A 25,627-nucleotide genomic window follows, 5' to 3' on the forward strand; every position below is an offset into this window, starting at 1 on the left:
ATTCAAACCCAAGCACGACCATGACGTTCAAGCCAGTTCTCATTGTTGCGACCGGGCGCACGCTCCCGCAGATCGCCGAATCTCAAGGCGACTTCGGCGAGTGGATTGCCAAAGGTCTGGGCGATACCGTGTCTCATCGTCTGGTGGATGCGCAAACCGCTGAAGTGCTGCCCGATCCGTCGGGACTTGCCGGTGTGGTGTTGAGCGGCTCGCCTTCGATGGTGAGCGATCGCGAGCCGTGGAGCGAGCGCCTGGCGCAATGGCTGACACAGTGCGTCGCTGCGGACGTGCCCGTGCTGGGCATCTGCTATGGCCATCAGTTGCTCGCTCATGCGTTTGGCGGTGTGGTGGCAGACAGGGCAAACCGCGATTTCGAGATCGGCACGCATACGATCGAATTGAACGCCGAAGCCCAAAGCGATCCCTTGTTCAACGGAATGCCGCAACGCTTCGGCGCACAACTGGTCCACCGGCAATCGGTCTCGCGTTTGCCGGCCGGCGCGGTTCTGCTGGCGGGCAGCGAAGGCGAAGCATGCCAGGCATTCAGGGTCGGGCGGGCCGCATGGGGCGTCCAGTTCCATCCGGAGTTCTCGACGGAGGCAATGCGCGCATACATCCGCGAAATGCCTATCGAAGCGCGCGACGAAGGCTACGACGCCGATGCGTTGAGCGCCGGCGTGCGCGCAACGTCCGATGCGGCGAGTCTCTTGCGCCGATTCGCGGCCATCGTAAGCGGCCAAAGCCATCCGGCGGGGCAAGCCTGCGCGAGCGAGGCCGTGTAGCGGTTCAACGCAAATCGACCGGCCAAACTACTGCCCAAACCCCGTCAGCCCGATCAAACTCCCCGCCGCCAGCAACCAGAGCGGATGAATCTTCGTGCGGAACGCCAGCACGGCGCATACGCCCGTGACGGCCCACGCGATCCACGACGGGTCGGAGGCCTTCGCGATCAGCACCGCGCTCGCGGCCACCAGACCCGCCGTCACCGGCACGAGTCCGCGCTGGGCGATGCGTCGCCACGGCCGGTCCTTGAAGCGGTCCCACGCGTGCAACGCGGCGATCGTCACCAGCGACGACGGCCCGAACTTCGCCACCGACGTCACGAGCATTCCCGCCCAGCCGGCCACGTGCCAGCCCACCAGCGTCACGATCATCATGTTCGGCCCGGGGGCGGCCTGCGCGAGCGCGAAGAGCGCGCTGAACTCGCGGGCGGGCATCCAGTGGTGAACCTCCACGACCTGGCGCTGCATCTCCGGCAGGATGGTGTTGCCGCCGCCGAATGCGAGCAGCGAAAGCTGGCTGAAAATCGTGGCGAGCGCAAGCAGCGTGGCATTCATTGCGCGGCTCCCGAGCGACGGGCGGCGCGCGCCGCGACGGCGATGCCGACGGGCGTGAGCACGAGCATGGTCGGCAGGAGCGGCGTGCGCAACAGTGCGATGGCGACGAAGCCGAGCGCGGCGATGACCGCGGCTGCGGGATCGCGGCGCAACGGCAGGATGATCTTCAGGGCCATCGATATCAGCAAACCGGCCGCCGCTGCGGCGAGGCCAACGAACAGATGCCGCACATGCGGATCGTTCTGCGTGCGTTCATAAAGCACCCCAAGCCCGATCACCACCAGCGACGGTCCTGCGATCAGCCCGAGCAGGCCGGCGAGCGCGCCGCGCCAGCCCTGAAAACGCATGCCGATCGCGACCGACAGGTTGATCACATTGCCGCCGGGCAGGAACTGGCACAGCCCGAGCAGATCCGTGAATTCGGCGCCCGAGAGCCAGCGGCGCTGCTCGACGATGGTACGGCGCGCGAGTGGCAGCGCGCCGCCGAAGGACGTGAAACCCAGGCCGAGAAAACCGAGGAATATATCTTTGACGCCGGGTGTCACGAGCGCGTCGTGGGCGTGGATGTCGGCATGTGAATCGGCATGTGAATCAGCGCGGGATTCGGCCGGAGCGGGAACAGGATTTTGTTTCATGCGGAGACCTCTGAGGCAAGCTGGGAGCGTAGCGCGAATTGCCGGGCCGCAAAACGATTTTTTGGGCGCTCCTTTGTGACCTGGCGTCACAAGCGTGGCACGTTCACTGCCTTCTTTTCGCGCGCTTACCGAAGACGGTCGGTGTTGCCTGGGTAGGGTGCCGGCTGCGTTGGATGTCGCCGTGCGGCGCGGTCTTCTCGCCCGATGCGTGGCGACAGGTGGGATGCGGGGAGAGCGGGCGGAGCAAGCGCAAACATCGCGCCTGAAAGCAGGAGGAAAGGCGTGCGGCGCGCAGGACGCGCGCCGCGGACAGATGCAGGACCGGCCCGTGCAAGGCCGGCACCTGCATCAGAGGTAGAACATGCGATCTTCGTCCGAATCGGGACGGGCGGGATGTTCCTTGTCGACTTCTTCGCCGCTGTCCTCGTAGAACTTCAGCACCGCTTCGAGCACCTGATCGGGATCGTCGATCACCTGCATCAGATCCATGTCTTCCGGATTGATGAGGCCCATCGGCACGAGCGCCGAACGGAACCACGCAAGCAGTCCTTCCCAGAACTCGGCGCCCACGAGAATGATGGGTACGTGGCGCGATTTCTTTGTCTGGATCAGCGTGAGTACTTCGGCCAGTTCGTCGAGCGTGCCGAAGCCGCCCGGCATCACGATCACGGCGTCCGAGTTCTTCACGAAGGTGACTTTACGCGTGAAGAAATGGCGGAATCGCAGCGAGATGTCCTGCCACTGATTGCCCGACTGTTCGTGCGGCAATTCGATGTTCAGGCCCACCGAAGGCGACTTGCCGGCATGAGCGCCCTGGTTCGCGGCTTCCATGATGCCGGGGCCGCCGCCGGAGATCACGGCGAAGCCCGCATCCGAGACTTTTCGCGCGATCGTGGACGCCAGTTGGTAGTACTTTGAGTCCGGTTTCAGGCGCGCAGAGCCGTAGATGCTGACCGCTGGCCGGATCTCGGACAGGTATTCGGTCGCCTCGATAAACTCTGCCATAATCGTGAACATCTGCCACGATGCGCGCGCCTTTTTGGCCGTTGCGCGCTCTTGATCTGCGAGTGAACGCAGACTCGGAATCACTTTTCTCTTGTCCATAATGCCTGAAGAACTACGCGTGGAAACGAAGCTACAAAATGAGCTGGAAGGTAAGACCCTGTTGCTGGTCGACGGTTCTAGCTATCTCTATCGGGCCTTCCATGCGATGCCGGATCTGCGCGGTCCCGACGGCGAACCCACAGGTGCACTCTACGGCATCATCAACATGTTGCGTCGTATGCGCAAGGACGTTACGGCAGAGTATAGCGCGTGCGTGTTCGATGCCAAGGGCAAGACGTTTCGTGATGACTGGTATCCCGACTATAAGGCCAACCGGCCTTCCATGCCGGAGCCGCTTGCCGCACAGATCGAGCCTATCCACGCAGCCGTGCGCGCGCTTGGCTGGCCGCTGCTGATGGTCGAAGGCGTGGAGGCCGACGACGTGATCGGCACGCTCGCTTGCCAAGCCGAAAAGCTCGGCATGAAAGTGGTCGTTTCCACGGGCGACAAGGATCTCGCGCAGCTCGTGACCGACCACGTCACGCTCATCAACACGATGTCGAACGAAACGCTCGATCGCGAAGGGGTGATCGCGAAGTTCGGCGTGCCGCCGGAGCGCATCGTCGACTATCTTTCGCTGATCGGCGACACCGTCGACAACGTGCCGGGCGTGAACAAGTGCGGCCCCAAGACGGCGGTGAAGTGGCTCACGCAATATGGCTCGCTCGACGGCATCGTCGAACATGCGGACGAAATCAAGGGCACCGTGGGCGGTTATCTGCGCGATGCGCTCGACTTCCTGCCGATGGCGAGAAAGCTCGTCACCGTGGAAACGGCTTGTGATCTCGCTCCGCATCTGGAGTCGATCGAAGCGTCGCTTGCCACGCGCCCCGAAGCGCGCGAGGAAATGCGTGACATCTTCGCGCGTCATGGCTTCAAGACGTGGTTGCGTGAAATCAACGAAGCCGGCCAGAACGAGACCGTCGCGGCAGCCGCCAGCAGCGACGTGCAGGAGCAAGACGCGAACGTGCAGCCCGCGCTGTTCGTCGACGCGCCGCGTCACTACGAAACGATCCAGACGTGGGAGCAGTTCGACGCGTGGCTCAAGAAGATCGAAGCCGCGAAACTCACCGCATTCGACACCGAAACCACGGCGCTCGATCCGATGCAGGCGAAGCTCGTGGGCATGTCGTTTTCGACGGAGCCGGGCAGCGCGGCCTATCTGCCGCTCGCGCATCGCGGGCCCGATTTGCCCGAGCAGTTGCCGATCGACGAAGTCCTCGCGCGCCTGACGCCCTGGCTCGAAAGCACGCAGCACAAGAAAGTCGGCCAGCACATGAAATACGACGAGCAGGTGCTCGCGAACTACGGTATCGAACTTAACGGCATCGAGCACGACACGCTGCTCGAATCCTATGTGCTCGAATCGCATCGCACGCACGACATGGACAGCCTCGCGCTGCGCCATCTCGGCATCAAGACGATCAAGTACGAAGAGGTGGCGGGCAAGGGCGCGCAGCAGATCGGCTTCGATGAGGTCTCGCTGGAGCAGGCCGCCGAATACGCGGCGGAAGATGCCGATATCACGCTGCAACTGCACCTCGCGCTTTATCCGCAGATCGAGCCGGAAAAAGGCCTCGACTACGTCTATCGCAGCATCGAGCTACCCACGTCGCGCGTGCTGCGCAAGATGGAGCGCAACGGTGTGCTGATCGACACTCAGCGTCTGGAAAAGCAGAGCGCCGAAATCGCGGTGCGTCTCGTCGAGCTTGAAAAGGAGGCCTATGTATTGGCTGAAGGCGAGTTCAATCTCGGCTCGCCCAAGCAGATCGGCCAGATCTTCTTCGAAAAGCTGAAGCTGCCCGTCGTGAAGAAAACGCCGAGCGGCGCGCCCTCCACCGACGAAGAAGTGCTGCAGAAGCTCGCGGAAGATTACCCGCTGCCCAAGCTGCTGCTCGAACATCGCGGCCTCTCGAAGCTCAAGTCGACCTATACCGACAAGCTGCCGCGCATGGTCAACGCGCAGACGGGACGCGTGCATACGAACTACGCCCAGGCCGTGGCGGTCACGGGACGTCTGGCCTCGAACGATCCGAATCTGCAGAACATTCCGGTTCGCACGGGCGAAGGCCGGCGCATTCGCGAGGCGTTCATTGCCTCGCCGGGCTGCAAGATCGTTTCCGCCGATTATTCGCAGATCGAACTGCGCATCATGGCGCATATCTCGGGCGATGAATCGCTGCTCGCGGCCTTCGCGCGCGGCGACGATATTCACCGCGCGACCGCCGCCGAAGTGTTCGGCGTGACGCCGATCGAAGTGAGCAACGATCAGCGCCGCATCGCCAAGGTCATCAATTTCGGCTTGATTTACGGCATGAGCGCGTTTGGGCTGGCGTCGAATCTCGGCATCACGCGCGATGCGGCCAAGCTCTATATCGACCGCTATTTCGCTCGTTATCCGGGCGTCGCGCGCTACATGGACGAGACGCGCATGGACGCGAAATCGCGCGGTTATGTCGAGACCGTGTTCGGCCGCCGTCTGTGGCTGCCCGAAATCAACGGCGGCAACGGTCCGCGCCGCCAGGCCGCCGAGCGCGCCGCAATCAATGCGCCGATGCAGGGCACGGCCGCCGATCTCATCAAGCTCTCGATGATCGCCGTGCAGAAGTGGCTCGACGAGCGCAAGATCGGCACGAAGATGATCATGCAGGTGCACGATGAACTGGTGCTCGAAGTGCCCGACGCGGAGTTGTCCGAAGTGCGCAAATGCCTGCCGGAACTGATGTGCTCGGTCGCGAAACTCAAGGTGCCGCTCGTCGCGGAAGTGGGCGTCGGCGCGAACTGGGAAGAAGCGCACTGAAGGCGTACTGAGCCCGCACTGAGCCTGGTGAGCGCTCATAACCGCGCGCGCGGGAATGCACAAGCGGGGCGCTACACATGATCTCAATGTGCCCGCTGCGTCTTGCTGTCGCGTGACCCGTCAGCCGACAATGACCCGAAGGGCGGCGCCGCTGTGTGATTCGAAGTTTGAGGCGCGCACGCGTCGGCGGTTCTATCGCCCATCGACATGCACGGAGAGTCTATGCATCGTTTTATCGTTGTAGGTGGGGGTGCAGGCGGGCTGGAGCTGGCCACGCGGCTGGGCGACCGTTACGGCAAGGCGCTCCGTGGCCGCCAGCCGCGCGCGACGGTCACGCTGGTCGACCGCAATCCGACACATATCTGGAAGCCGCTGCTGCACGAAGTCGCGGCGGGCAGCATGGACCCGTTCACGCAGGAACTCGAATATGCGGCGCAGGCGCGCTGGCATGGCTTCGAGTTTCAGCAGGGCGAACTGGTCGAACTCGACCGCGCGGCCAGGCGCATCACCATCGGCGCGGTGCCGGACGAAGACGGCGCTGCGATGCTACCGGAGCGCTCGCTCGAATACGACACACTCGTGCTCGCCATCGGCAGCACGACGCATTTTTTCGGCGTGCCGGGCGCGGCGGAAAACTCCATCGCGCTGGATACCGTCGAGCAGGCCGAGCGCTTTCGCAAGCGCCTGATCGCGGCGTGCGTGCGCGCCGAGCATCAGACCGATCCCGTCACCACGCGCGATCACGAGGGCAAGGAGGAGCCGCGCGTGCAGGTGGCGATCGTCGGCGCGGGGGCAACGGGCGTGGAATTGTCCGCCGAGTTGCGCAATACCGCGCAGGTGTTGTCGGCTTATGGGCTGCACAAGCTCGATCCGGGTCATGACGTGGGTATTGCGCTGATCGAATCGGGGCCGCGCATTTTGCCGGCGCTGCCCGAGCGCGTGTCGACGGCGACGGCGGAACTGCTGCTCAAGCTCGGCGTGCGTATTCTCACCGGCGAGCGCGTGACGGAGGTGGCGCCCGGCGTCGTGCGCACGGCGAGCGGCAAGGCTATCCGCGCCGATCTCACTGTCTGGGCCGCGGGCATCAAGGCGCCGGCGGTGCTCTCGCAACTCGACGGCCTGCCGGTCAACAAGCTCGGGCAACTGGTCGTGCGCCGCACGCTGCAAACCGAAATCGACGCTAACGTCTTCGCACTCGGCGACTGCGCGGCGTGCGTATGGCCCGGCACCGAACGCAACGTGCCGCCGCGCGCCCAGGCCGCGCATCAGCAGGCCTCGTTCCTGTTCAAGTCGATGGGCAACCTGCTCGATGGACGGCCATTGCCCGAATTCACCTATCGCGACTTTGGCTCGCTGGTTTCGCTGGGACACTTCAGCGCGGTCGGCAATCTGATGGGCGGCTTGATCGGCGGCAGCATGCTGATCGAGGGGCTGTTCGCGCGCTTCATGTACATGTCGCTGTACCGGCTGCATATCGCGGCGCTGCATGGCTATGCGCGCATGGTGCTGGACACCGTCGCGCACTGGCTGCGGCGCACGACGCTGCCGCGCGTCAAGCTGCACTGATTCGACCATGCGCCTGCGGGCGCATTTTTTTTGGCGCTGTTTTTATCGCAAGGAGCGTTGCATGCTCAAGCCTGAAATCGATAGCCTCGTCCCGCACGTGCCGTTCGATCGGCGCACGTTTATCAAGGCCGCGCTCGGCACGGGTTTTGCCGCCGCCGTGCTGCCGGTTTCCGCGCAGACCATTCATACGGATACCGAAGGATTGGATGCCGGCGAAATCGGCTTCCAGTCGGGCGGCACGCTGGTGCCCGCGTATCGTGCGCAGCCGCGCGGCAAGACGCATTTGCCCGTCATCATCGTGATTCACGAGATTTTTGGCGTGCATGAGCATATCGCCGATGTGTGTCGCCGTTTCGCGAAGCTCGGTTATCTGGCCATCGCGCCGGACTTTTTCGTGCGCGAGGGCGATGCCTCCGTGTACCCGACGATCCAGCAGATCACCCAGAACATCGCGAGCAAGGTGCCCGATCCGCAGGTGATGGGCGATATCGACGCGGCCATCGCATGGGCGGGCGAGCACGGCGGCGATACGACGCGCGTGGGCATCAATGGCTTTTGCTGGGGCGGCCGCTACGCGTGGCTTTATGCGGAGCACAACCCGCGCGTGAAGGCGGCGGTGGCGTGGTACGGGCGCGTGGCGGGGGATCACACGGCGAACGCGCCGCAGAATCCGCTCGATCTCGCGGGCACGCTGCAGGTGCCCGTGCTGGGCCTCTATGGGCGGCAGGACACCAGTATTCCGCAGGACACGCTGGAGCAGATGAAAGCGGCGGTCGCACAGGGGCCGCAAGGCGGGCGCGGCTCGCAGATCGTCGTCTATGACGACGCGGGCCACGCTTTTTTTGCCGATTACCGGCCGAGCTATCGCAAGGCCGACGCCGAGGACGGGTGGAAGCGCACGATTGCGTGGTTCAAGGGACACGGCGTCGGTTGATGCCGACGCCGTGTTGACGCAGGTTCAGGGATTCGCGCCCGTCGCCACCGGCCGCGAGGGATCGGCGACCCACTCGCTCCACGAACCGCCGTAGAGCGCGGCGCCGTGCATGCCGGCGATCTCCATGGCCAGCGCGTTGTGACACGCCGTTACCCCCGAGCCGCATTGCAGCACCACATGCTCGGGCGTGATGCCCGGCAGCAGCGCCGTGAACTCTTCGCGCAGCGTATGCGCCGACTTGAAGCGCCCATCGGCGCTCAGGTTGTCCTTGAAGAAGCGATTCACCGCTCCGGGGATATGGCCGCCGACGGGATCGATCGTTTCGTTTTCGCCGCGATAGCGATCGTTGGCGCGTGCATCGACGACGGTCAGCTCGCGCGTGCCCAGATTGCGCACGACGGCCGCGACGTCGACGGTCACCTGCAACGGCGCGGCCGCCTTGAAGGTGCCTTGCGTGGCGGCGGGCACGTCCCTGGAGAGCGGATAGCCGGCCGCTTCCCACGCTTGCAGGCCGCCATCGAGCACGGCGACCGAGTCGTGGCCGAGCCAGCGCAGCAGCCACCACAGACGCGCGGCGTACGAGCCGCCCTGCGCGTCATAGGCCACCACTTGCTGTCCCGCGTTCAAGCCCCAGTCGGCCAGCGTGGCGACGAGCGAGGCGCGGTCGGGCAGCGGATGGCGGCCGTTCTTGCCGGTCTTCGGGCCGGACAGGTCGCGGTCGAGGTGGAGATAGCGCGCGCCCGGCAGATGGCCGGCGGCGTAGGCGGTTTCGCCCGCTTTGGGATCGAGCAGATCGAAGCGGCAGTCGACGACGAGCACGCTGCCCGGCGCGGCGGTCATGCGCTCGTGCAGGTTGGCGGCCGAAATCAACGTGGTGTAGTGCGTGTGGGGCATGACGGCTCCTTTACCTGAATCCCTGAATCGTGCATGGCCGACTCACCGTCTCCTGGCATGCAGGCGTTTGCACACGCGGCTGAGCCGGCCCGATGCCGTCAGTCTAAACAAAAAGACGGGCCGAAGCCCGTCTTTCCGTGATGCGATCCAGCAGCCCCAGAGGCTACGCGCGTCAGATTTCGCCCAGCTCGCGGCGCAGGAACTCGTGGAAGTGCTGCATGCCGTCTTCCATCGGGCTCTGATACGGGCCGACTTCCGACACGCCGCGCTCGAACAGCGCGCGGCGGCCGGCGTCCATGCGCTCGGCGATCTCGTCGTCTTCCACGGCCGTTTCCATATAGGCGGCTCGCTCGGCTTCGACGAACTCGCGCTCAAACAGCACGATTTCCTCGGGGTAATAGAATTCGACGATATTCGTCGTCTTCTGCGTGCCGTTCGGGATCAGCCACGAGCAGATGAGCACGTGCGGATACCACTCGATCATCAGGCCAGGATAGTAGACCATCCAGATCGCGCCGAACTCGGGCGGCTCGCCGTTACGGAAGCGCAGGACTTCGTCGTGCCACTTGCGGTACGTCGGGCTGCCCGGCTTGCCGAGCTGGCTGTGCACGCCCACGGTCTGCACGCTGTACCACTCGCCGAACTCCCACTTCAGGTCGTCGCACGAGACGAACTGGCCGAGACCCGGATGGAACGGGACGACGTGGTAGTCCTCCAGATAGACCTCGATGAAGGTCTTCCAGTTGTAGTTGCACTCGTGGACCTCGACGTGATCGAACATATAGTCCGTGAAGTCGAGGTGTCTGGCGGGGCCAAGGCGCGCGAGATCGCGCGCGACGTCGCGTCCGGCCGTCTCGAACAGCAGGCCGTTCCACTGTTGCAGCGGCGTGCTGTTCAGGTTCAGGCAGGGCTTGTCCGCGAAGTGCGGTGCGCCGAGCAGTTCGCCCTTGAGGTCATACGTCCAGCGATGCAGCGGACATACAATGTTGTCTGCCGTGCCGCGACCGTTTAGCATGATGGCCTGACGGTGACGGCAAACGTTGGAAAGCAGCTCGATCTCGTTGCTTTTGTTGCGAACGAGTACGCGACCCTCTTTCTCGCCGGGCAGCGCAAAATAATTCCCCGCTTCAGGCACCATCAATTCGTGCCCGACGTAGCGAGGACCTTTCTGGAAAAGCGTGTCGATTTCGCGCTTCAGTAGCGCTTCGTCAAAGTAAGCCGTGACTGGCAGCTGGCTGTGGATGGACTTCAGCTGCAATGCATTGCTCAGATTGGACATTCCCACTCCCGATTAGACGTGAAAGCAGTGAACAACCCAACCATCGAAGATTCGATTTAGGGAGCCGGCAAGTATATCCGGTTTACCCTTAAAAGGGTAGCTAAGTGGCTGATTTTTGCCGGAATTGCGCCTGAAAGGCGGCGTGAGTGCGTCGGGCGCCGCGCGGAAAATGCCCCAAAAATGGCCTCTGGAACTGATTTGGGTCGCGCCCGGCAATGGCCTTGGGAACGTCGGGTAATGTGGTCGAGAGAGGACACGAGCCGGCGAGCGGGGCGGCCAGGGTGCTTTTGCCGTAGAATGTCCGCCTTGTTTCATTTTGGCGACCCCAGATGGCGAAATCCGCATCGAAAGACCGTGCAGCGGACGGTGCAGCGGCGTCTCAGACGGCCGCCGCCGAAGCCCTGCCCGAGAGCTACGAAGCCGCTCTGGCGGAACTCGACGCGCTGGTGGCGCGCATGGAAGGCGGCAGTTTGAGCCTCGAGGAATCGCTGGCCGCGTACCGCCGCGGCGCGGTGCTGGTGAAGTTCTGCCAGCAGCAGCTCGAAAAGGTTGAACAACAGGTGCGCGTGCTCGACGGCGAGACGCTTCGGCCCGTGCCCCTCAATACGACATCCGCAAATGGCGGAGACGACGATCTATGAATTTTGACCAATGGACCCGGACGGTGCTCGACCGGGTCGAGAGCGCGCTCGATCACTATTTGCCGGCCGCCGACGTGCAGCCCGCGCCCCTGCATGACGCGATGCGTTATGCCGTGCTGGGCGGAGGCAAGCGCGTGCGCCCGCTCCTGTGCTTCGCCGCAGGCGAACTCACCCATGCCACGCCGCAGGCGCTCGACGCCGCCGCTTGCGCGCTGGAGATGATCCACGTCTATTCGCTCGTGCACGACGACATGCCGTGCATGGACGACGACGACATGCGCCGCGGCAAACCCACGGTACACGTCAAATATGACGAACCGACGGCGCTGCTGGTGGGCGACGCGCTGCAGTCGCAGGCATTCGTGGCGCTGACCTCCGAGGTGCTGGATGCGCCGCGCCAGGCCGCGCTCGTGCGCGAACTCGCGCTGGCGAGCGGCTCGATCGGCATGGCCGGCGGTCAGGCGATCGATCTCGCGAGCGTGGGCCATTCGCTCACGCGCGAGCAGCTCGAAACCATGCACTGCCTGAAGACCGGCGCGCTGCTGCGCGCCTCGGTCCGCATGGGCGCGGTGGCGGGCGACACGCCTGGCGCCGACACCCTCGCCGCGCTGGACAAGTACGCGGCGGCCGTGGGCCTCGCGTTCCAGGTGGTGGACGATATTCTCGACGTGACCGCCGACTCGGCGACGCTGGGCAAGACCGCTGGCAAGGACGCGAAGGACGGCAAGCCGACCTACGTGTCGATCATCGGTCTGGATGCCTCGCGTGCCCTCGCGCAGCAGTTGCGCGCCGATGCACACGCGGCGCTCGAACCGTTCGGCGCACGCGCCCAGCGCCTCGCCGAACTCGCTGACCTGATCGTGAACCGGGTTAGCTGATTGCGCCAACCCGCCCGCGCGCATGAACGGGAAGTAATGCGTGACAGAAGTGCGGGAGCGCCCGATTTCCTACAATGGAACGACGATGTACGACTTGCTGAAAACCATTGACGACCCTGCGGATTTGCGCCGCCTTGATCGCCGCCAGTTGCAACCGCTTGCCGACGAACTGCGTGCCTTCGTTCTCGACAGCGTGTCGCAAACGGGCGGCCACCTGTCGTCCAACCTCGGCACGGTCGAACTGACGATCGCGCTGCATTACGTGTTCGACACGCCGCGCGATCGTATCGTCTGGGACGTGGGCCATCAGACCTATCCCCACAAGATCCTGACGGGCCGCCGCGACCAGATGCACACGCTGCGTCAGCTCGGCGGTATCTCGGGTTTCCCGAAGCGGGACGAATCGGAATACGACACCTTCGGCACCGCGCACTCGAGCACGTCGATTTCGGCGGCGCTCGGCATGGCCGTCGCGAGCAAGCTCAAGGGCGATAACGCCATGGGCATCGCCGTGATCGGCGACGGCGCGATGACGGCCGGCATGGCCTTCGAGGCGCTGAACAACGGCGGCGTCGAAGACGACGTGCCGCTGCTCGTGATCCTCAACGACAACGACATGTCGATCTCGCCGCCGGTCGGCGCCCTGAACCGCCACCTCGCGCGCCTCATGTCGGGCCGCTTCTACGCCGCCGCGCGCGCGGGCGTGGAACGCGTGCTGCGTCATGCGCCGCCGGTGCTCGATCTCGCCCGCAAGCTCGAAGAGCACGCGAAGGGCATGATCGTGCCGGCCACGCTGTTCGAGGAGTTCGGCTTCAACTACATCGGGCCGATCGACGGTCACGATCTCGACTCGCTGATCCCCACGCTTCAGAACATCAAGGAACTGCGCGGTCCGCAATTCCTGCACGTCGTGACGAAGAAAGGCCAGGGCTACAAGCTCGCCGAAGCCGACCCGGTCCTGTACCACGGTCCCGGCAAGTTCAACCCGGCCGAAGGCATCAAGCCGTCGACGGCGCCGAGCAAGAAGACCTATACGCAGGTCTTCGGCGAATGGCTGTGCGATGCGGCGGAACTCGACTCGCGCGTGGTCGGCATCACGCCGGCGATGCGCGAAGGCTCGGGCATGGTCGAATTCGAAAAGCGTTTCCCGGATCGCTACTTCGACGTCGGCATCGCCGAGCAGCATGCGGTGACGTTCGCGGGCGGTCTGGCGGCCGAGGGCATGAAGCCGGTGGTCGCGATCTACTCGACTTTCCTGCAGCGCGCCTATGACCAGTTGATCCACGACGTGGCGCTGCAGAATCTGCCGGTCGTGTTCGCGATCGACCGCGCGGGCCTGGTTGGCGCGGACGGTGCGACGCACGCGGGCGCGTACGATCTCGCCTTCATGCGCTGCATCCCGAAGATGATGATCATGGCGGCGTCGGACGAAAACGAATGCCGTCAGATGCTCTATACGGCGCTCCAGCAGGACTGCCCGACGGCCGTGCGTTACCCGCGCGGCGCGGGCACGGGTGTCGCGACCGTCAAGCAGATGGCCGCGCTGCCGGTGGGCAAGGGCGAAGTGCGCCGCGAAAGCCAGGCGCCGGCCGGCAAGCGTGTGGCGATCCTCGCGTTCGGCACGATGGTTGCGCCGTCGCTGGCCGCTGCGGAACAACTGGACGCCACCGTGGCGAACATGCGCTTCGTGAAGCCGGTCGACGCGGAGCTGATCAAGCAGCTCGCCGAGACGCACGATTACCTTGTGACCGTCGAGGAAGGCTGCATCATGGGCGGCGCGGGTTCGGCCTGCGTGGAATCCCTGCTTGAGAGTGGGGTTATCAAGCCCGTACTACAATTGGGCCTCCCCGACACCTTCATCGATCACGGCGATCCGGCGAAGCTGCTGGCGGGCGTCGGCCTCGACGCGGCAGGCATCGCGAAGTCGATTCGCGAGCGCTTCCTCGATGGCGCGGCGAACGCGTCGGGCAAGTCGGTGATGCGCGTCGCGTAAGCGGGCGCAGCCGCTCATACACCTTGAACCGTCGGAAAGGGCGCTGTGTCGCCCTGTTCCGCCAGCCAGCGCCGGCTCATGCCGGCGCTTGCCATTTGCGCGCCACGTTTGGCGTGACTTGAGGATAAGAACATGAATCAGATGAACCCGGCTTTCGTGATGCCGGACGTCCAGAGCTCCGTCGATACCCGCCAGATCCCGATCCAGCGTGTGGGCGTAAAAGGTGTGCGCCATCCGCTCACGGTGAAGACGCTCGCGGGCGACGTCCAGCCGAGCGTCGGCACGTGGAACCTCGACGTTCATCTGCCCGCGGACCAGAAGGGCACGCACATGTCGCGCTTCGTCGCGCTGCTCGAAGAGAACAAGACGCCGCTCGAACCGGCAACATTCCGCGCGATGCTGGCCGCGATGCTCTTGAAGCTCGAATCGCAGGCGGGCCGCATCGAGGTGTCGTTCCCGTACTTCGTGAAGAAGGTCGCGCCGGTGTCGGGCGTGGAAAGTCTGCTGGACTACGAAGTGACGCTCACGGGCGATGTGCGCGACGGCGTCACGCGCCTGTTCCTCAAGGTGCTGGTGCCGGTGACGAGCCTGTGCCCGTGCTCGAAGAAGATCTCGCAGTACGGCGCGCATAACCAGCGCTCGCATGTGACGATCGACGTCGAGTTCGACGGCGATCTGCCGGTGGAAGAACTGATCCTTATTGCCGAGCAGGAAGCGTCGTGCGAACTGTGGGGCCTGCTCAAGCGCCCCGACGAAAAGTTCGTGACGGAGCGCGCCTATGAGAACCCGAAGTTCGTGGAAGACCTCGTGCGCGACGTGGCCGTGCGCCTGAACGCCGATGCTCGCGTGATCGCCTATACGCTCGAAGCCGAAAACTTCGAGTCGATTCACAATCACAGCGCCTATGCCGTGATCGAGCACGACAAGCGCGTGGCTTGATAGCTGTTTAGCAGCACGCTTGAAGTAAAAAAGCCGCCTTTCGGGCGGCTTTTTCATTGGCGCACTGGCTGCGTTATTGCTGTGCCAGCGACGTCAGATCCCAGCGCGGCTTCACCGTGAACGCGTAATCGTGCGTCGCCTGGTCGGGCCAGCGTTGCAGACGCAGCGCGCCGGCCAGCGCGATCATCGCGCCGTTGTCGGTGCACAGCGAAAGATCGGGGTAGTGGACTTCGAAGCCGCGTTTTTGCGCCGCCGCCGAAAGCTTCTCGCGCAACTGCTTGTTCGCGCCCACGCCGCCCGCCACCACGAGCCGCTTCATTTTCGTCTGCTTGAGCGCGGCCAGCGACTTCGCGGCCAGCACGTCGACGGCGGCATCGACGAAGCCGCGCGCGATATCGGCCTTGCCCTGCTCGCAGATGTTCGGCCCGAGCTTCTTCACGTGCGTGAGCACGGCCGTTTTCAGGCCGCTGAAGCTGAAGTCCAGATCGCCCGAATGCAGCATCGGGCGCGGCAGCTCGATTGCGCCAGGCGTGCCGAATTCGGCGAGGCGCGAGACTTCCGGGCCGCCCGGATAGCCGAGGCCCAGCAGCTTGGCCGTCTTGTCGAAGGCTTCGCCGGCGGCGTCATCAAGCGTTTCGCCGAGCGTCTCGTACACGCCCACGTCCGCCACGCGCATGAGCTGCGTATGGCCGCCGGAAACGAGCAGCGCAACGAACGGGAACGGCGGCGGCGCATCGACAAGCAGCGGCGAGAGCAAATGCCCTTCCAGGTGATGAATGCCGACCGTCGGGCGATTCCAGGCCATGGCGAGCGCGTTGGCGATGCTCGCGCCCACCAGCAGCGCGCCGGCGAGACCGGGACCCTGGGTGAAGGCGATGGCGTCGATGTCGCTGCGCGCGGCGCCGCTTTTCGCGAGCACCTCTTCGAGCAGCGGCAGGGCGCGGCGGATATGGTCGCGCGAGGCCAGTTCGGGCACGACGCCGCCGTACTCGCGGTGCATGGCGATCTGCGAATGCAGCGCGTGCGCGAGCAGGCCGCGCTCGCTGTCATAGAGCGCGAGGCCGGTTTCGTCGCAGGAGCTTTCGATGCCAAGAACGAGCATGGTGTGGCGTGCAACGGTGCTCGCTCAAGGCAGAAGCCAAAGCAAAAACCGTCGCTAAATCAAAGTAAAAGGGAAGCCTGAAAGTATAGCAGCGCGGGTGAAACCCGGCTGAGGCCGACCGGCGCGCGCGATACGCTGGCGAGCCACCGGGGCGCGGCGCGCAGGTAGAATGCGCGCCATGGAATCTTTCGACATCGCCGTGATCGGCGCAGGAGCCGCCGGCATGATGAGCGCGGCGGTGGCGGGCCAGCGGGGCCGCCGCGTGGCGCTGATCGACCACGCACCGCGCCTCGCGGAAAAAATCCGCATTTCGGGCGGCGGGCGCTGCAATTTCACGAATCTGCACGCCAGCCCCGCCAATTACCTCTCGAATAACCCGCATTTTTGCCGTTCGGCGCTCGCGCGCTATACGCCGCGCGACTTCATGGCGCTGCTGCGCCAGCATCGTGTGACCTGGCACGAGAAGCACAAGGGCCAGTTGTTCTGCGACCAGTCGAGCGAGGCGATCATCGACGTGCTGCGCTCGGAATGCGACGCCGGCAAGGTGGCCTGGCGCCGCCCGCTGCCCGTCGAGGACGTCGCGCACGCCGACGGCGCGGGCTTCACGCTCGGCACGCCGCAAGGGCAGATTCGCGCGAAGGCGCTCGTGATCGCCACGGGCGGTTTGTCGATTCCGAAGATCGGCGCGACGGATTTCGCGTACCGCGTGGCCAAGCAGTTCGGCCACAAGCTGATCGATATGCGCCCTGCGCTCGTGCCGCTGACCTTTGCGCAGCAGGAGTGGGAGCCGTATGTGCCGCTGTCCGGAGTCTCGCTCGACGTCCATGTGGCGACCGGCGAGCGCAAGACCGGTGGCGCCTTCGACGAAGACCTGCTGTTCACGCATCGCGGCCTCTCGGGGCCGGGCGTGTTGCAGATTTCGAGCTACTGGCAGCCGGGGCAGCCAATCCGCGTGAACCTGCTGCCCGAGCGCGATGCCACCGAGGCGCTGATCGAGGCCAAAGGTACGACGAAACGCCAGATCGGCAATCTGCTGGCCGAATGGGTGCCCGCGCGCCTCGCGCACGCATGGCTGGAGACGCACGGCGTATCGCTCGATGCGCGGCTGGCCGATCTGCCGGACAAGACGCTGCGCCGCATCGGCGAAGGCCTTTCGCAGTGGACCCTGACGCCGACCGGCACCGAAGGCTACAAGAAGGCCGAAGTGACGCGCGGCGGCGTGGATACGCGCGAACTGTCGTCGGCGACGATGATGAGCCAGCGCGTGCCGGGTCTTTACTTCGTCGGCGAAGCGGTGGACGTGACGGGTTGGCTCGGCGGCTACAACTTCCAGTGGGCGTGGGCGTCCGGCGTCGCTGCGGGTGAGGCCGCGGCTGAATTCGCGCTCGCGGGGTAAGGCCGCAACACGGCTGCGACAGCGCTGCAACCGCGCCGCGACAGGCCGCCTGCATTGGGGTTTTCCTTCCGGCGGCCTCGCGATGCCCAGACATGGATTTGCTATACTGGCTCCCTTTACCTCCGATCCGTTATTGGAAAATGACGACCATCCGCGTAAAAGAAAATGAACCCTTTGAAGTGGCCATGCGCCGCTTCAAGCGCACGATCGAAAAAAATGGCCTGTTGACCGAACTTCGTGCGCGTGAGTTTTACGAGAAGCCCACGGCTGAACGCAAGCGCAAGAAGGCAGCGGCGGTGAAGCGCCACTTCAAGCGCATTCGCAGCCAGACGCTTCCAAAGAAAATGTACTGATTTCGGCGTCGTCGTGGTTTTGCCCGGGTTTTGCTGTTTTTTGCGGCTCTTTCCATAACCCGGAAATCCCACTGCGACGCAAAACAGCCGGTTGCGCCAAGCGCCGCGCTGTCTCTCTGGTGTGGTCGCAACCAGTCGAACCCGCACCGACCCGCCTGGAAACGCTTCCAGGCGGGTTTTTGCATTACTGCGATGCTTCGTGCGAAGTTCTGCTTGAGTGGCCGCGCTGCCCGGTGAATCCGGGATTGTGCAACCCCAACGCATTTCAGGTGAGTGATGAGTCTCAAGGACCGGATCAACGACGACATGAAGGCCGCGATGCGCGCCCGCGAAAGCGAGCGCCTCGCCACGATTCGTCTGCTGCTCGCCGCCATCAAGCAACGTGAAGTCGACGAGCGTGTGACGCTCGACGACGCCGGCATCACGGCGGTCATCGACAAGATGATCAAGCAGCGCAAGGATTCGATCAGCCAGTTCGAAGCCGCTTCCCGCACCGACCTCGTCGAAAAGGAACAGGCCGAACTGGCCGTGCTCGCGACGTACATGCCCGAGCAGCTAACGGATGCGGAAATCGCCGCCGAAGTGCAGGCGGCAGTCGCCCAGGTGGGCGCCGCGGGCCCGCAGGACATGGGCAAGGTCATGGGCGTGCTCAAACCGAAGCTCGCTGGCCGCGCCGATATGACGGCCGTCTCGGGCCTCGTCAAGGCCGCACTCTCGAAGTAAGGGCGTCGCCCAGCCCTTCGTCCGCCGCCTGGAGCTTTCCCGGCGACAGGCGCGCGAGGGGCTTGCGACGGGCGCGCGCACGCGTGCCCAGCCCATCTGAAACGAGCGACCGAGCCTGATGATTCCGCATTCGTTCCTGCAGGATCTGCTTAACCGCGTCGATATCGTCGACGTGGTGGGCCGCTTCGTGCAGCTCAAGAAGGGCGGCGCGAACTTCATGGGCCTGTGCCCGTTCCACAACGAGAAGAGCCCTTCCTTTACCGTTAGTCCAACGAAGCAGTTCTATCACTGCTTCGGTTGCGGCGCGCACGGTACGGCGATCGGCTTTCTCATGGAGCACGCGGGCCTGACGTTCCCCGAGGCCGTCAACGACCTGGCCCAGTCGGTTGGCCTGACCGTGCCGCAGGAACCGTCGCCCGTGCGCGGCGGCGCTGGCTATGGCGGCGGCCGCGGCGGGCAGGGCGAGGGCGGTTACGCGCCCGGCGTCTCGAAAGCCGTCTCCACTGCGCTGTCCGATGTGATGCAGACCGCCTGCGACTATTACCGCAAGCAGCTGCGCAGCGCGCCCAATGCGATCCAGTACCTCAAAAAGCGCGGGCTGACGGGCGAAATCGCGGCCCGCTTCGGGCTGGGTTACTCGCCTGATGGATGGCAGAACCTCGAATCCGCGTTTACCGATTATCGCGACGACTCGCTCGTCGAATCGGGCCTCGTGATCGTCAGCGAAAAGCAGGACGCGCAAGGCCAGGCGCGCCGCTACGACCGCTTCCGCGATCGCGTGATGTTTCCCATCCGCAACGTGAAGGGCCAGGTGATCGGCTTCGGCGGCCGTGTGCTGGACGGCGGCGAGCCCAAGTATTTGAATTCCCCCGAAACGCCGCTATTTAACAAGGGCAGCGAATTGTACGGGCTGTTCGAGGCGCGTCTCGCGATCCGCGAACAGCATTACGTGCTGGTGGTGGAGGGGTATATGGACGTGGTGGCGCTCGCGCAGCTCGGTTTCCAGAACGCCGTGGCGACGCTGGGCACGGCCTGCACGCCGATCCACGTCCAGAAGCTGATGCGTCAGACCGATACGGTGATCTTCAGCTTCGATGGCGACTCGGCGGGCCGTCGCGCCGCGCGGCGCGCGCTGGACGCCTGCCTGCCGCACGCCGCGGACAACCGCACGATCCGCTTCCTGTTCCTGCCGGCCGAACACGACCCGGACAGCTACGTGCGCGAATTCGGCACGGAAGCCTTCAAGGAACAGGTCGAGCGCGCCATGCCGCTCTCGCAGTTCATGTTGAACGAAGTGATGGCGGGCAAGGAGCTGGACCAGCCCGAAGGGCGCGCCCGCGCGCTGTTCGACGCCAAGCCGCTGTTGCAGGCGCTGCCGGCGAATGCGCTGCGCGCGCAGATCATGCACATGATCGCGGACCGTCTGGACGTGCCGTTCGAGGAAGTGGCGGGGCTGTGCGAAGTCGACGCGCGCATCGCCCAGGCGGCGCGTCGGGCGCCGGCGCGCAAGGATCGGCACCTCGTAACCGGGATCGAGCGCAAGGCGCTGCGCAACCTTGTGATGCATCCGCGCATCGTGGCGCAGCTCGACGAAGAGGCCGAGCAGGCGCTCATTGCGTTCACGCGGCACGGCGAACTGTTCGAGGAAGTGACCACACACGCCCGTGCACTGGGCGATGCGGCCGAATTCCAGCTGCTGTCGGATCTATTGAGAAATGGGGCCAATGCTGCCACCTTCGAGGAGATTTTTCGCGAAATTCTGGACTATGATGAAAACGTTCGGGATTTGCTGATGAAAAATCCAGAAGATGGTGCCGTGCTGGAGGAGCGCCGCGAGCAGGAACGGCTCGTCAGCGAAGAGTTGACGGCGGCAATCCTGAAAATGCGATTCGACGCCTGCAGCGAGCGGCTGGAAGTGCTTTCGCGGCAGTCGCGGCACACGCCCGAGGAGCTGGCCGAATACGTTAAATTGAATCAGGCACGGGCTGACATGAAGCGTCAGCTCGGGCTATAGAGGGAGGGTCGCGCGCGGGCAATTATTACCGTGCGTGCTAAAATCGAGGGTTTTCAGCGGTTTGTTTTTGTTGTTTTTGTTTTTTCCGGGCGGGCAGCTCAAGTATCACTCGGAGGTCGTTTCGCCGGGGGATGCTCGAAGGTGTCCAGTTTCCAGCTAGGGGCGGAATGGCAATGGCAAAGACTACAGGTGGAAAGAAGGCGGCAGGCGCTAGCTCGACGGAGCAGACCGATACGGTCACCGCGGCCACGCACGCAGCTTCCGCCCGTTCCCGCCGCGATGCGGCAACCGCCAGTCATGAAGTTCCTGCAGTCCCGAAGAAAACCCGGGCTGTTTCGGCCGCGCGAGCGGCGCCCACGCGTGCGGCGAAAGCCGTCTCGCATCCGGCAACGAAGCGGTCCGGTGGTCCGAGTAGTGCAAGGCAAGTGCCTGCCGTTGCGGACGATGCGGCAGAGCGCGAGGCTCCAGTATCCACGGTTCAAGAGGCTGTTGTCCAACAGCCGCGAGTCGAGACTACAGCAGGTACGGCGAACTCCATGACGAAAAAGCTGAATGAAGTGTCCGTCGATGACGACGCAAACCAGAGCGAAGAAAGCACGCCCACCGCGGGCAAGGGTGAGAAAACCACCCGTGCGCGCGACCGGCGAGCGAAGGAGAAGGCGCTACTGAAAGACGCGTTCGCCTCCTCGCAGCCCGGGACCGTCGAGGAACTCGAAGAGCGCCGCAACAAGCTGCGTGCGCTCATCAAGCTTGGCAAGGAGCGCGGCTACCTTACCTACGCCGAAATCAACGATCACCTTCCGGACAACTTCACCGAAACCGAGGCGATCGAAGGCATCATCAGCACGTTCAACGACATGGGCGTCGCCGTCTACGAACAGGCGCCCGATGCTGAAACGCTGCTGCTCAACGACAACGCTCCCAACGCCTCTTCCGACGACGAAGTCGAAGAAGAAGCGGAAGTGGCGCTCTCCACCGTCGATTCCGAATTCGGCCGCACGACCGACCCGGTGCGTATGTACATGCGCGAAATGGGCACGGTCGAACTCCTCACGCGCGAAGGCGAAATCGAAATCGCCAAGCGCATCGAAGACGGCCTGATGCACATGGTCATGGCGATCTCCGCCTGCCCGACCACCATCGCCGACATTCTCGCCATGGCCGAACGCGTCGCCAACGACGAGATTCGTGTGGATGAGCTGGTTGACGGCCTGATCGATCCGAACGCCGAGGACACCGACGGCTTCAACGCCAAGGAAGCGGAAGAGATCGAGAACGAAGACGCGGACGCCGAAGAGGAAGAAGAGGAAGAGGGCGAAGAAGAGGAAGACGACGGCGCCGCACAGGCGACGGCCAACGCGGCGCAACTGGAAGCCCTCAAGCGCGCCTCGCTCGAAAAATTCGCGCTCATCAGCGAATGGTTCGACAAGATGCGCCGCGCGTTCGAAAAGGAAGGCTACAAGTCGAAGGCCTATCTGAAGGCGCAGGAAACGATCCAGACCGAACTGATGTCGATCCGCTTCACGGCGCGTACCGTCGAGCGTCTGTGCGACACGCTGCGCGCGCAGGTGGACGAAGTGCGTCAGGTCGAGCGTCAGATCCTGCACACGGTCGTCGACAAGTGTGGCATGCCGCGCTCGGAATTCATCACGCGCTTCCCCGGCAACGAAACCGATCTGGACTGGGCCGACAAGGTTGTCGCGGAAAGTCACGCGTACAGCGCGATCCTCTCGCGCAACGTGCCGGCGATCCGCGAACAGCAGCAGCGCCTGCTCGACCTGCAGGCGCGCGTGGTGCTGCCGCTCAAGGATCTCAAGGAAACCAACCGCCAGATGGCGGCCGGTGAATTGAAGGCGCGTCAGGCGAAGCGCGAAATGACCGAGGCCAACCTGCGTCTGGTGATTTCGATCGCGAAGAAGTACACCAACCGTGGCCTGCAGTTCCTCGACCTGATCCAGGAAGGCAACATCGGCCTGATGAAGGCGGTGGACAAGTTCGAATATCGGCGCGGCTACAAGTTTTCGACCTATGCGACGTGGTGGATCCGTCAGGCCATCACGCGCTCGATCGCCGACCAGGCGCGCACGATCCGCATTCCGGTTCACATGATCGAGACGATCAACAAGATGAACCGCATTTCGCGGCAGATCCTGCAGGAAACCGGTCTTGAGCCGGACCCGGCGACGCTTGCCGAGAAGATGGAGATGCCGGAGGACAAGATTCGCAAGATCATGAAGATCGCGAAGGAACCGATCTCCATGGAAACGCCGATCGGCGACGACGACGATTCGCATCTGGGCGATTTCATCGAGGACAACAACACGGTGGCGCCCGCCGATGCCGCGTTGCATGCGTCGATGCGCGATGTGGTGAAGGACGTGCTCGACTCGCTTACGCCGCGCGAGGCCAAGGTATTGCGCATGCGCTTCGGTATCGAGATGAGCACCGATCACACGCTCGAAGAAGTGGGCAAGCAGTTCGACGTGACGCGTGAGCGGATTCGCCAGATCGAGGCGAAGGCGCTGCGCAAGCTGCGTCACCCGAGCCGCTCGGACAAGCTCAAGTCCTTCCTTGAAGGGAATTGATGGCGTGTGCGTCGTCTGTGCGTTTCGTCTGGATTTCAGGCGGAACGCATGTAGCGCAAGTAATTGCGCGTGATGGATGGTCAGGCAGGCCTGGTTTCGTGTAGTATGTCGGCCTGCCGTCGGAAAGCCCGGCTCCTGTTCAGCCCGGGCTTTTTTGTTGGCGCTTCCTCGTTTTAGCTTCGTGGGCCGGACGCCGTGTTGGTTGCAGGCAGCGGACTCATAATCCGCCGGAGAGATCCCGTCGTCGGTTCGAACCCGACCCGGCCCACCACGGGTTTCAGCGATTTTCGAAGCAACTTCTTTGCTCCGCAAAAAGCCCCATTGCTCCGCAATTAGGCCTATCTCGAAGGGCCGACCTTATCCCTCCCGCCTTTTCCGCACGTAGTGCTCCGCCATCGTCAGCGACTTGTGATCTGGTTGCCGCTGTGCCTGGCGAATGTCGCCCGACGAGTCCGTCTTGTCTGTACCCGCTTTCGCGCGCAGATCACAACTTTTAGTTATCCTACAATCTCCATCCGCAGCTTCTGTCGTGTCTTTCCTTGGCCAATCGCGATGAATCCATCACGAATGTCGCGCTCGGCATAGCTGAGCGTATCTTGAGGTCTCAGCCCGGCCAGGTAGGCGAGATCCATTGCATCGCGCGTTGGTTGATCGGCGCAGACATATACGCGCTGAAACACATCATCCTCGACATATATGTCGCGTCCGCTCTCTGTGTTTTTGCTAGATCAGCACTTTCACGAGTGCTCCCGAATCACGGTTATTGTCGACGAGCGCGCAGGACGCCCCCAACGCTGTCCCGCACGCTCTCAGTTGCTCAGTTCAGTCGCGGGGCATCGCTGCTCCCGTGTCCACCACGGAGCCGAAATCGGTCGACAGCGTGACGTCGCGCCAGTGTTCGCCCTCGGCGGCGCGTGCGGCGTCGGCGGCGTTCGAGAATTGCAGCGCGTCGCTGCCGAGCAGCAGGTGGGCTGGCGGTGCGTCGTGGCGCGTCAGTTGCAGTACTACCTGCGCGACGCGCGCGGGATCGCTGCGCTCCTTGCCGATGTGCTCCGCGAAGAGTTGCAGCAGCGCGCCGATCGACGGTTCGTACTCGGGCAGCAGCGGGGGAATCTGGGAGCCGGCTTCGGTGCCCCAGTCCGTCGCCATGCCGCCGGGTTCGAGCGCCGTCATATGGATGCCGATGGGCGCGAGTTCCTGGCGCAGCACTTCGGTAAAGCCGCCGACCGCCCATTTGGCCGACTGGTAAGCGGCAAGACCAGGATTGCCGATTCGCCCGCCCACCGACGAAACATGCAGGATATGCCCGGACTTCTGCGCGCGCATGACGGGCAGCACAGCACGTGTGACGTTGACGACGCCATAGAAGTTCGTATCGATCTGCGCGCGGAAGTCGTCTTCGGGGCTTTGCTCGAAGGGCGAGATGTGGCCGAAGCCCGCATTATTGACGAGCACGTCGATGCGCCCGAACGCATCGACCGCGGTTTGCACGGCTGCCCGGGCCGCCGCGGGATCGGTAACGTCGAGCGCCGCCGTTTTCACCCGGTCGCCATAGCGGGCCACGAGATCGTCGAGCCGCTGCGGGTCGCGCGCCGTGGCCAGCACGCGTTCGCCCGCTTCCAGCGCGGTTTCGACGATATGACGGCCAAGGCCGCGAGCACTGCCAGTGACAAGCCAGACTTTCGACATGATAAGCTCCTTTTGCTCAATAAATGAGTGCGTATTCACTCATTTATAAATGAAAAAAACGCGCACTCAAGTATGCGCAATGGCGTTCCAGAAAGTGTTGAAACCGGCGTCGCAGTAGCGATCGCGTTGCGCGGGTTCGCGCACGATGAAATCCATGGTTGTTTCGGCGAGCGCGCCCATGATCGCGGAGGCGAAAGCCGGGGAGTGCCCTTGCAGATGGCCTTGCGCGGTGCAGCTTTCGAGGAGTGTATGGGCCTCCGCGAAGGCCTGCATGCCGGCGGCGCGCGATTGTTCGGTGACGCGATCGGAGGCGCTCAGGACCAGCATGACCTTGCGTTTATCCGGGTTGGCGACACCCCAATCCACGTAGCGCCGCCAGAGGTGCTGTACGCGCTCGCGCAGGCTGGCGTCGCGCGGAAACTCGGGCACCAGCGCCTCGCGCAATTCGGCTTTAATGGACAGGTAGAGCGCGTTGACCAGCTCGTCCTTGTTGTCGAAATAGGTGAAGAGCGTGCCTTCGGCGACGCCCGCCATCTTCGCGATCCTGGCCGTGGGCGCGCCCAATCCCTGTTCTGCCATCATCTGGATGGCGGCGGCAAGGATGGCGTTGCGCTTGTCTTCGCTCTTCGGGCGGGCCATGGATACGGTGCTGTACGAATAGTATGGGTGAGTGATTGCTCAATCATACCTCATATTTTCTGCGTGCGGTCCGCGTTTTGAACGCAGGGGAGCGTCCCGCGCAGCTTGAGCCGCGCGGGATAACCG

22 protein-coding genes and 1 tRNA gene are annotated in these 25,627 nt (G+C 63.9%); 14 read left to right on the top strand and 9 right to left on the bottom strand.

The annotated features are described in order from the left end of the window. Window positions 1-20 precede the first annotated feature (20 nt). A complete protein-coding gene (locus B0G62_RS06085; protein ID WP_103703275.1) occupies window positions 21-782 on the top strand; it encodes a glutamine amidotransferase in 762 nt (253 codons plus the stop codon). Between the two features lie 27 nt (window positions 783-809). On the opposite strand, the gene B0G62_RS06090 is transcribed toward B0G62_RS06085, so the two are convergent. From B0G62_RS06090 to B0G62_RS06100, 3 genes are all read right to left on the bottom strand, one after another. Continuing rightward, window positions 810-1,337: a chromate transporter gene (locus tag B0G62_RS06090; RefSeq protein ID WP_103703276.1), complete on the bottom strand. Its 528-nt coding sequence runs from the start codon at window positions 1,335-1,337 to the stop codon at window positions 810-812. Next, window positions 1,334-1,972 (bottom strand): chromate transporter, encoded by a 639-nt coding sequence (locus B0G62_RS06095; protein WP_103703277.1) that lies wholly within the window; start codon window positions 1,970-1,972, stop codon window positions 1,334-1,336. Before B0G62_RS06095 ends, B0G62_RS06090 begins: the two co-directional genes overlap by 4 nt. A 348-nt stretch (window positions 1,973-2,320) precedes the next feature. Beyond that, window positions 2,321-3,076 carry an LOG family protein gene (locus tag B0G62_RS06100; protein ID WP_103703278.1) on the bottom strand — a complete coding sequence of 252 codons (756 nt, stop codon included), beginning with the start codon at window positions 3,074-3,076 and terminating at the stop codon, window positions 2,321-2,323. A gap of 1 nt (window position 3,077) precedes the next feature. Here B0G62_RS06100 and polA point away from each other — a divergent pair, with 1 nt between their 5' ends. The 3 genes from polA (at window position 3,078) to B0G62_RS06115 (ending at window position 8,376) form a co-directional block, all read left to right on the top strand. Next, on the top strand, window positions 3,078-5,876 hold the full coding sequence (polA, locus tag B0G62_RS06105) for a DNA polymerase I (protein ID WP_103703279.1): 2,799 nt from the start codon (window positions 3,078-3,080) through the stop codon (window positions 5,874-5,876). Window positions 5,877-6,098: 222 nt separating this feature from the next. Beyond that, entirely contained in the window at window positions 6,099-7,442 is a 1,344-nt protein-coding gene (locus B0G62_RS06110; RefSeq protein ID WP_103703280.1) for an NAD(P)/FAD-dependent oxidoreductase, read from the top strand. A 61-nt stretch (window positions 7,443-7,503) separates the two neighbouring features. Continuing rightward, complete coding sequence (locus B0G62_RS06115; RefSeq protein WP_103703281.1) at window positions 7,504-8,376, top strand: dienelactone hydrolase family protein; 873 nt, start codon at window positions 7,504-7,506, stop codon at window positions 8,374-8,376. A gap of 24 nt (window positions 8,377-8,400) precedes the next feature. On the opposite strand, the gene B0G62_RS06120 is transcribed toward B0G62_RS06115, so the two are convergent. Both B0G62_RS06120 and B0G62_RS06125 read right to left on the bottom strand, forming a co-directional pair. Beyond that, window positions 8,401-9,270 carry a sulfurtransferase gene (locus tag B0G62_RS06120; protein ID WP_103703282.1) on the bottom strand — a complete coding sequence of 290 codons (870 nt, stop codon included), beginning with the start codon at window positions 9,268-9,270 and terminating at the stop codon, window positions 8,401-8,403. 172 nt (window positions 9,271-9,442) lie between these two features. Further along, on the bottom strand, window positions 9,443-10,549 hold the full coding sequence (locus B0G62_RS06125) for an aromatic ring-hydroxylating oxygenase subunit alpha (protein ID WP_103703283.1): 1,107 nt from the start codon (window positions 10,547-10,549) through the stop codon (window positions 9,443-9,445). A gap of 329 nt (window positions 10,550-10,878) precedes the next feature. Here B0G62_RS06125 and B0G62_RS06130 point away from each other — a divergent pair, with 329 nt between their 5' ends. The 4 genes from B0G62_RS06130 to folE2 all read left to right on the top strand — a co-directional run bounded on the left by B0G62_RS06130 (window position 10,879) and on the right by folE2 (window position 15,000). Continuing rightward, window positions 10,879-11,190: an exodeoxyribonuclease VII small subunit gene (locus B0G62_RS06130; protein WP_103703284.1), complete on the top strand. Its 312-nt coding sequence runs from the start codon at window positions 10,879-10,881 to the stop codon at window positions 11,188-11,190. Next, window positions 11,187-12,068: a polyprenyl synthetase family protein gene (locus B0G62_RS06135; RefSeq protein ID WP_103703285.1), complete on the top strand. Its 882-nt coding sequence runs from the start codon at window positions 11,187-11,189 to the stop codon at window positions 12,066-12,068. Before B0G62_RS06130 ends, B0G62_RS06135 begins: the two co-directional genes overlap by 4 nt. A gap of 85 nt (window positions 12,069-12,153) precedes the next feature. Next, window positions 12,154-14,061, top strand: a complete 1,908-nt coding sequence (gene dxs, locus B0G62_RS06140) for a 1-deoxy-D-xylulose-5-phosphate synthase (RefSeq protein WP_103703286.1) — start codon at window positions 12,154-12,156, stop codon at window positions 14,059-14,061. Between the two features lie 132 nt (window positions 14,062-14,193). After that, entirely contained in the window at window positions 14,194-15,000 is an 807-nt protein-coding gene (gene folE2, locus B0G62_RS06145; protein WP_103703287.1) for a GTP cyclohydrolase FolE2, read from the top strand. Between the two features lie 73 nt (window positions 15,001-15,073). Here folE2 and tsaD read toward each other — a convergent pair whose 3' ends face one another. Further along, window positions 15,074-16,102: a tRNA (adenosine(37)-N6)-threonylcarbamoyltransferase complex transferase subunit TsaD gene (tsaD, locus tag B0G62_RS06150; protein ID WP_103703288.1), complete on the bottom strand. Its 1,029-nt coding sequence runs from the start codon at window positions 16,100-16,102 to the stop codon at window positions 15,074-15,076. 178 nt (window positions 16,103-16,280) lie between these two features. Here tsaD and B0G62_RS06155 point away from each other — a divergent pair, with 178 nt between their 5' ends. The 6 genes from B0G62_RS06155 (at window position 16,281) to B0G62_RS06180 (ending at window position 23,444) form a co-directional block, all read left to right on the top strand. Continuing rightward, the gene (locus B0G62_RS06155; protein ID WP_103703289.1) at window positions 16,281-17,498 is read left to right on the top strand and encodes a BaiN/RdsA family NAD(P)/FAD-dependent oxidoreductase; all 1,218 of its coding nucleotides are present in this window, start codon (window positions 16,281-16,283) and stop codon (window positions 17,496-17,498) included. 140 nt (window positions 17,499-17,638) lie between these two features. Continuing rightward, window positions 17,639-17,851: a 30S ribosomal protein S21 gene (gene rpsU, locus B0G62_RS06160; RefSeq protein WP_027819095.1), complete on the top strand. Its 213-nt coding sequence runs from the start codon at window positions 17,639-17,641 to the stop codon at window positions 17,849-17,851. Window positions 17,852-18,127: 276 nt separating this feature from the next. Then, the gene (locus B0G62_RS06165; RefSeq protein WP_103703290.1) at window positions 18,128-18,574 is read left to right on the top strand and encodes a GatB/YqeY domain-containing protein; all 447 of its coding nucleotides are present in this window, start codon (window positions 18,128-18,130) and stop codon (window positions 18,572-18,574) included. A gap of 118 nt (window positions 18,575-18,692) precedes the next feature. Next, on the top strand, window positions 18,693-20,588 hold the full coding sequence (gene dnaG, locus B0G62_RS06170; protein WP_103703291.1) for a DNA primase: 1,896 nt from the start codon (window positions 18,693-18,695) through the stop codon (window positions 20,586-20,588). 173 nt (window positions 20,589-20,761) lie between these two features. Beyond that, the gene (gene rpoD / locus B0G62_RS06175) at window positions 20,762-23,173 is read left to right on the top strand and encodes an RNA polymerase sigma factor RpoD (RefSeq protein WP_103703292.1); all 2,412 of its coding nucleotides are present in this window, start codon (window positions 20,762-20,764) and stop codon (window positions 23,171-23,173) included. A gap of 183 nt (window positions 23,174-23,356) precedes the next feature. Continuing rightward, window positions 23,357-23,444, top strand: a tRNA-Ile gene (locus B0G62_RS06180). A 226-nt stretch (window positions 23,445-23,670) separates the two neighbouring features. On the opposite strand, the gene B0G62_RS32440 is transcribed toward B0G62_RS06180, so the two are convergent. The 3 genes from B0G62_RS32440 to B0G62_RS06195 form a co-directional block, all read right to left on the bottom strand. Further along, a complete protein-coding gene (locus B0G62_RS32440) occupies window positions 23,671-23,805 on the bottom strand; it encodes a site-specific integrase (RefSeq protein ID WP_279629741.1) in 135 nt (44 codons plus the stop codon). 190 nt (window positions 23,806-23,995) lie between these two features. Further along, on the bottom strand, window positions 23,996-24,862 hold the full coding sequence (locus B0G62_RS06190) for an SDR family NAD(P)-dependent oxidoreductase (protein WP_103703293.1): 867 nt from the start codon (window positions 24,860-24,862) through the stop codon (window positions 23,996-23,998). A 66-nt stretch (window positions 24,863-24,928) separates the two neighbouring features. After that, a complete protein-coding gene (locus tag B0G62_RS06195) occupies window positions 24,929-25,501 on the bottom strand; it encodes a TetR/AcrR family transcriptional regulator (protein ID WP_103703294.1) in 573 nt (190 codons plus the stop codon). Between the last annotated feature and the right edge of the window lie 126 nt (window positions 25,502-25,627).

It is taken from the genome of Paraburkholderia eburnea (assembly GCF_002917095.1).
Classification (GTDB): domain Bacteria; phylum Pseudomonadota; class Gammaproteobacteria; order Burkholderiales; family Burkholderiaceae; genus Paraburkholderia; species Paraburkholderia eburnea.

Coding starts and splice junctions, on each gene's coding strand:
- B0G62_RS32440 (WP_279629741.1), bottom strand. CDS start 23,805: ATGGATCTCGCCTACCTGGCCGGGCTGAGACCTCAAGATACGCTCAGC.
- B0G62_RS06165 (WP_103703290.1), top strand. CDS start 18,128: ATGAGTCTCAAGGACCGGATCAACGACGACATGAAGGCCGCGATGCGC.
- rpoD (WP_103703292.1), top strand. CDS start 20,762: ATGGCAAAGACTACAGGTGGAAAGAAGGCGGCAGGCGCTAGCTCGACG.
- B0G62_RS06120 (WP_103703282.1), bottom strand. CDS start 9,270: ATGCCCCACACGCACTACACCACGTTGATTTCGGCCGCCAACCTGCAC.
- B0G62_RS06135 (WP_103703285.1), top strand. CDS start 11,187: ATGAATTTTGACCAATGGACCCGGACGGTGCTCGACCGGGTCGAGAGC.
- B0G62_RS06090 (WP_103703276.1), bottom strand. CDS start 1,337: ATGAATGCCACGCTGCTTGCGCTCGCCACGATTTTCAGCCAGCTTTCG.
- dxs (WP_103703286.1), top strand. CDS start 12,154: ATGTACGACTTGCTGAAAACCATTGACGACCCTGCGGATTTGCGCCGC.
- B0G62_RS06190 (WP_103703293.1), bottom strand. CDS start 24,862: ATGTCGAAAGTCTGGCTTGTCACTGGCAGTGCTCGCGGCCTTGGCCGT.
- B0G62_RS06100 (WP_103703278.1), bottom strand. CDS start 3,076: ATGGACAAGAGAAAAGTGATTCCGAGTCTGCGTTCACTCGCAGATCAA.
- dnaG (WP_103703291.1), top strand. CDS start 18,693: ATGATTCCGCATTCGTTCCTGCAGGATCTGCTTAACCGCGTCGATATC.
- B0G62_RS06115 (WP_103703281.1), top strand. CDS start 7,504: ATGCTCAAGCCTGAAATCGATAGCCTCGTCCCGCACGTGCCGTTCGAT.
- tsaD (WP_103703288.1), bottom strand. CDS start 16,102: ATGCTCGTTCTTGGCATCGAAAGCTCCTGCGACGAAACCGGCCTCGCG.
- rpsU (WP_027819095.1), top strand. CDS start 17,639: ATGACGACCATCCGCGTAAAAGAAAATGAACCCTTTGAAGTGGCCATG.
- B0G62_RS06155 (WP_103703289.1), top strand. CDS start 16,281: ATGGAATCTTTCGACATCGCCGTGATCGGCGCAGGAGCCGCCGGCATG.
- B0G62_RS06130 (WP_103703284.1), top strand. CDS start 10,879: ATGGCGAAATCCGCATCGAAAGACCGTGCAGCGGACGGTGCAGCGGCG.
- B0G62_RS06195 (WP_103703294.1), bottom strand. CDS start 25,501: ATGGCCCGCCCGAAGAGCGAAGACAAGCGCAACGCCATCCTTGCCGCC.
- B0G62_RS06095 (WP_103703277.1), bottom strand. CDS start 1,972: ATGAAACAAAATCCTGTTCCCGCTCCGGCCGAATCCCGCGCTGATTCA.
- B0G62_RS06125 (WP_103703283.1), bottom strand. CDS start 10,549: ATGTCCAATCTGAGCAATGCATTGCAGCTGAAGTCCATCCACAGCCAG.
- B0G62_RS06085 (WP_103703275.1), top strand. CDS start 21: ATGACGTTCAAGCCAGTTCTCATTGTTGCGACCGGGCGCACGCTCCCG.
- folE2 (WP_103703287.1), top strand. CDS start 14,194: ATGAATCAGATGAACCCGGCTTTCGTGATGCCGGACGTCCAGAGCTCC.
- B0G62_RS06110 (WP_103703280.1), top strand. CDS start 6,099: ATGCATCGTTTTATCGTTGTAGGTGGGGGTGCAGGCGGGCTGGAGCTG.
- polA (WP_103703279.1), top strand. CDS start 3,078: ATGCCTGAAGAACTACGCGTGGAAACGAAGCTACAAAATGAGCTGGAA.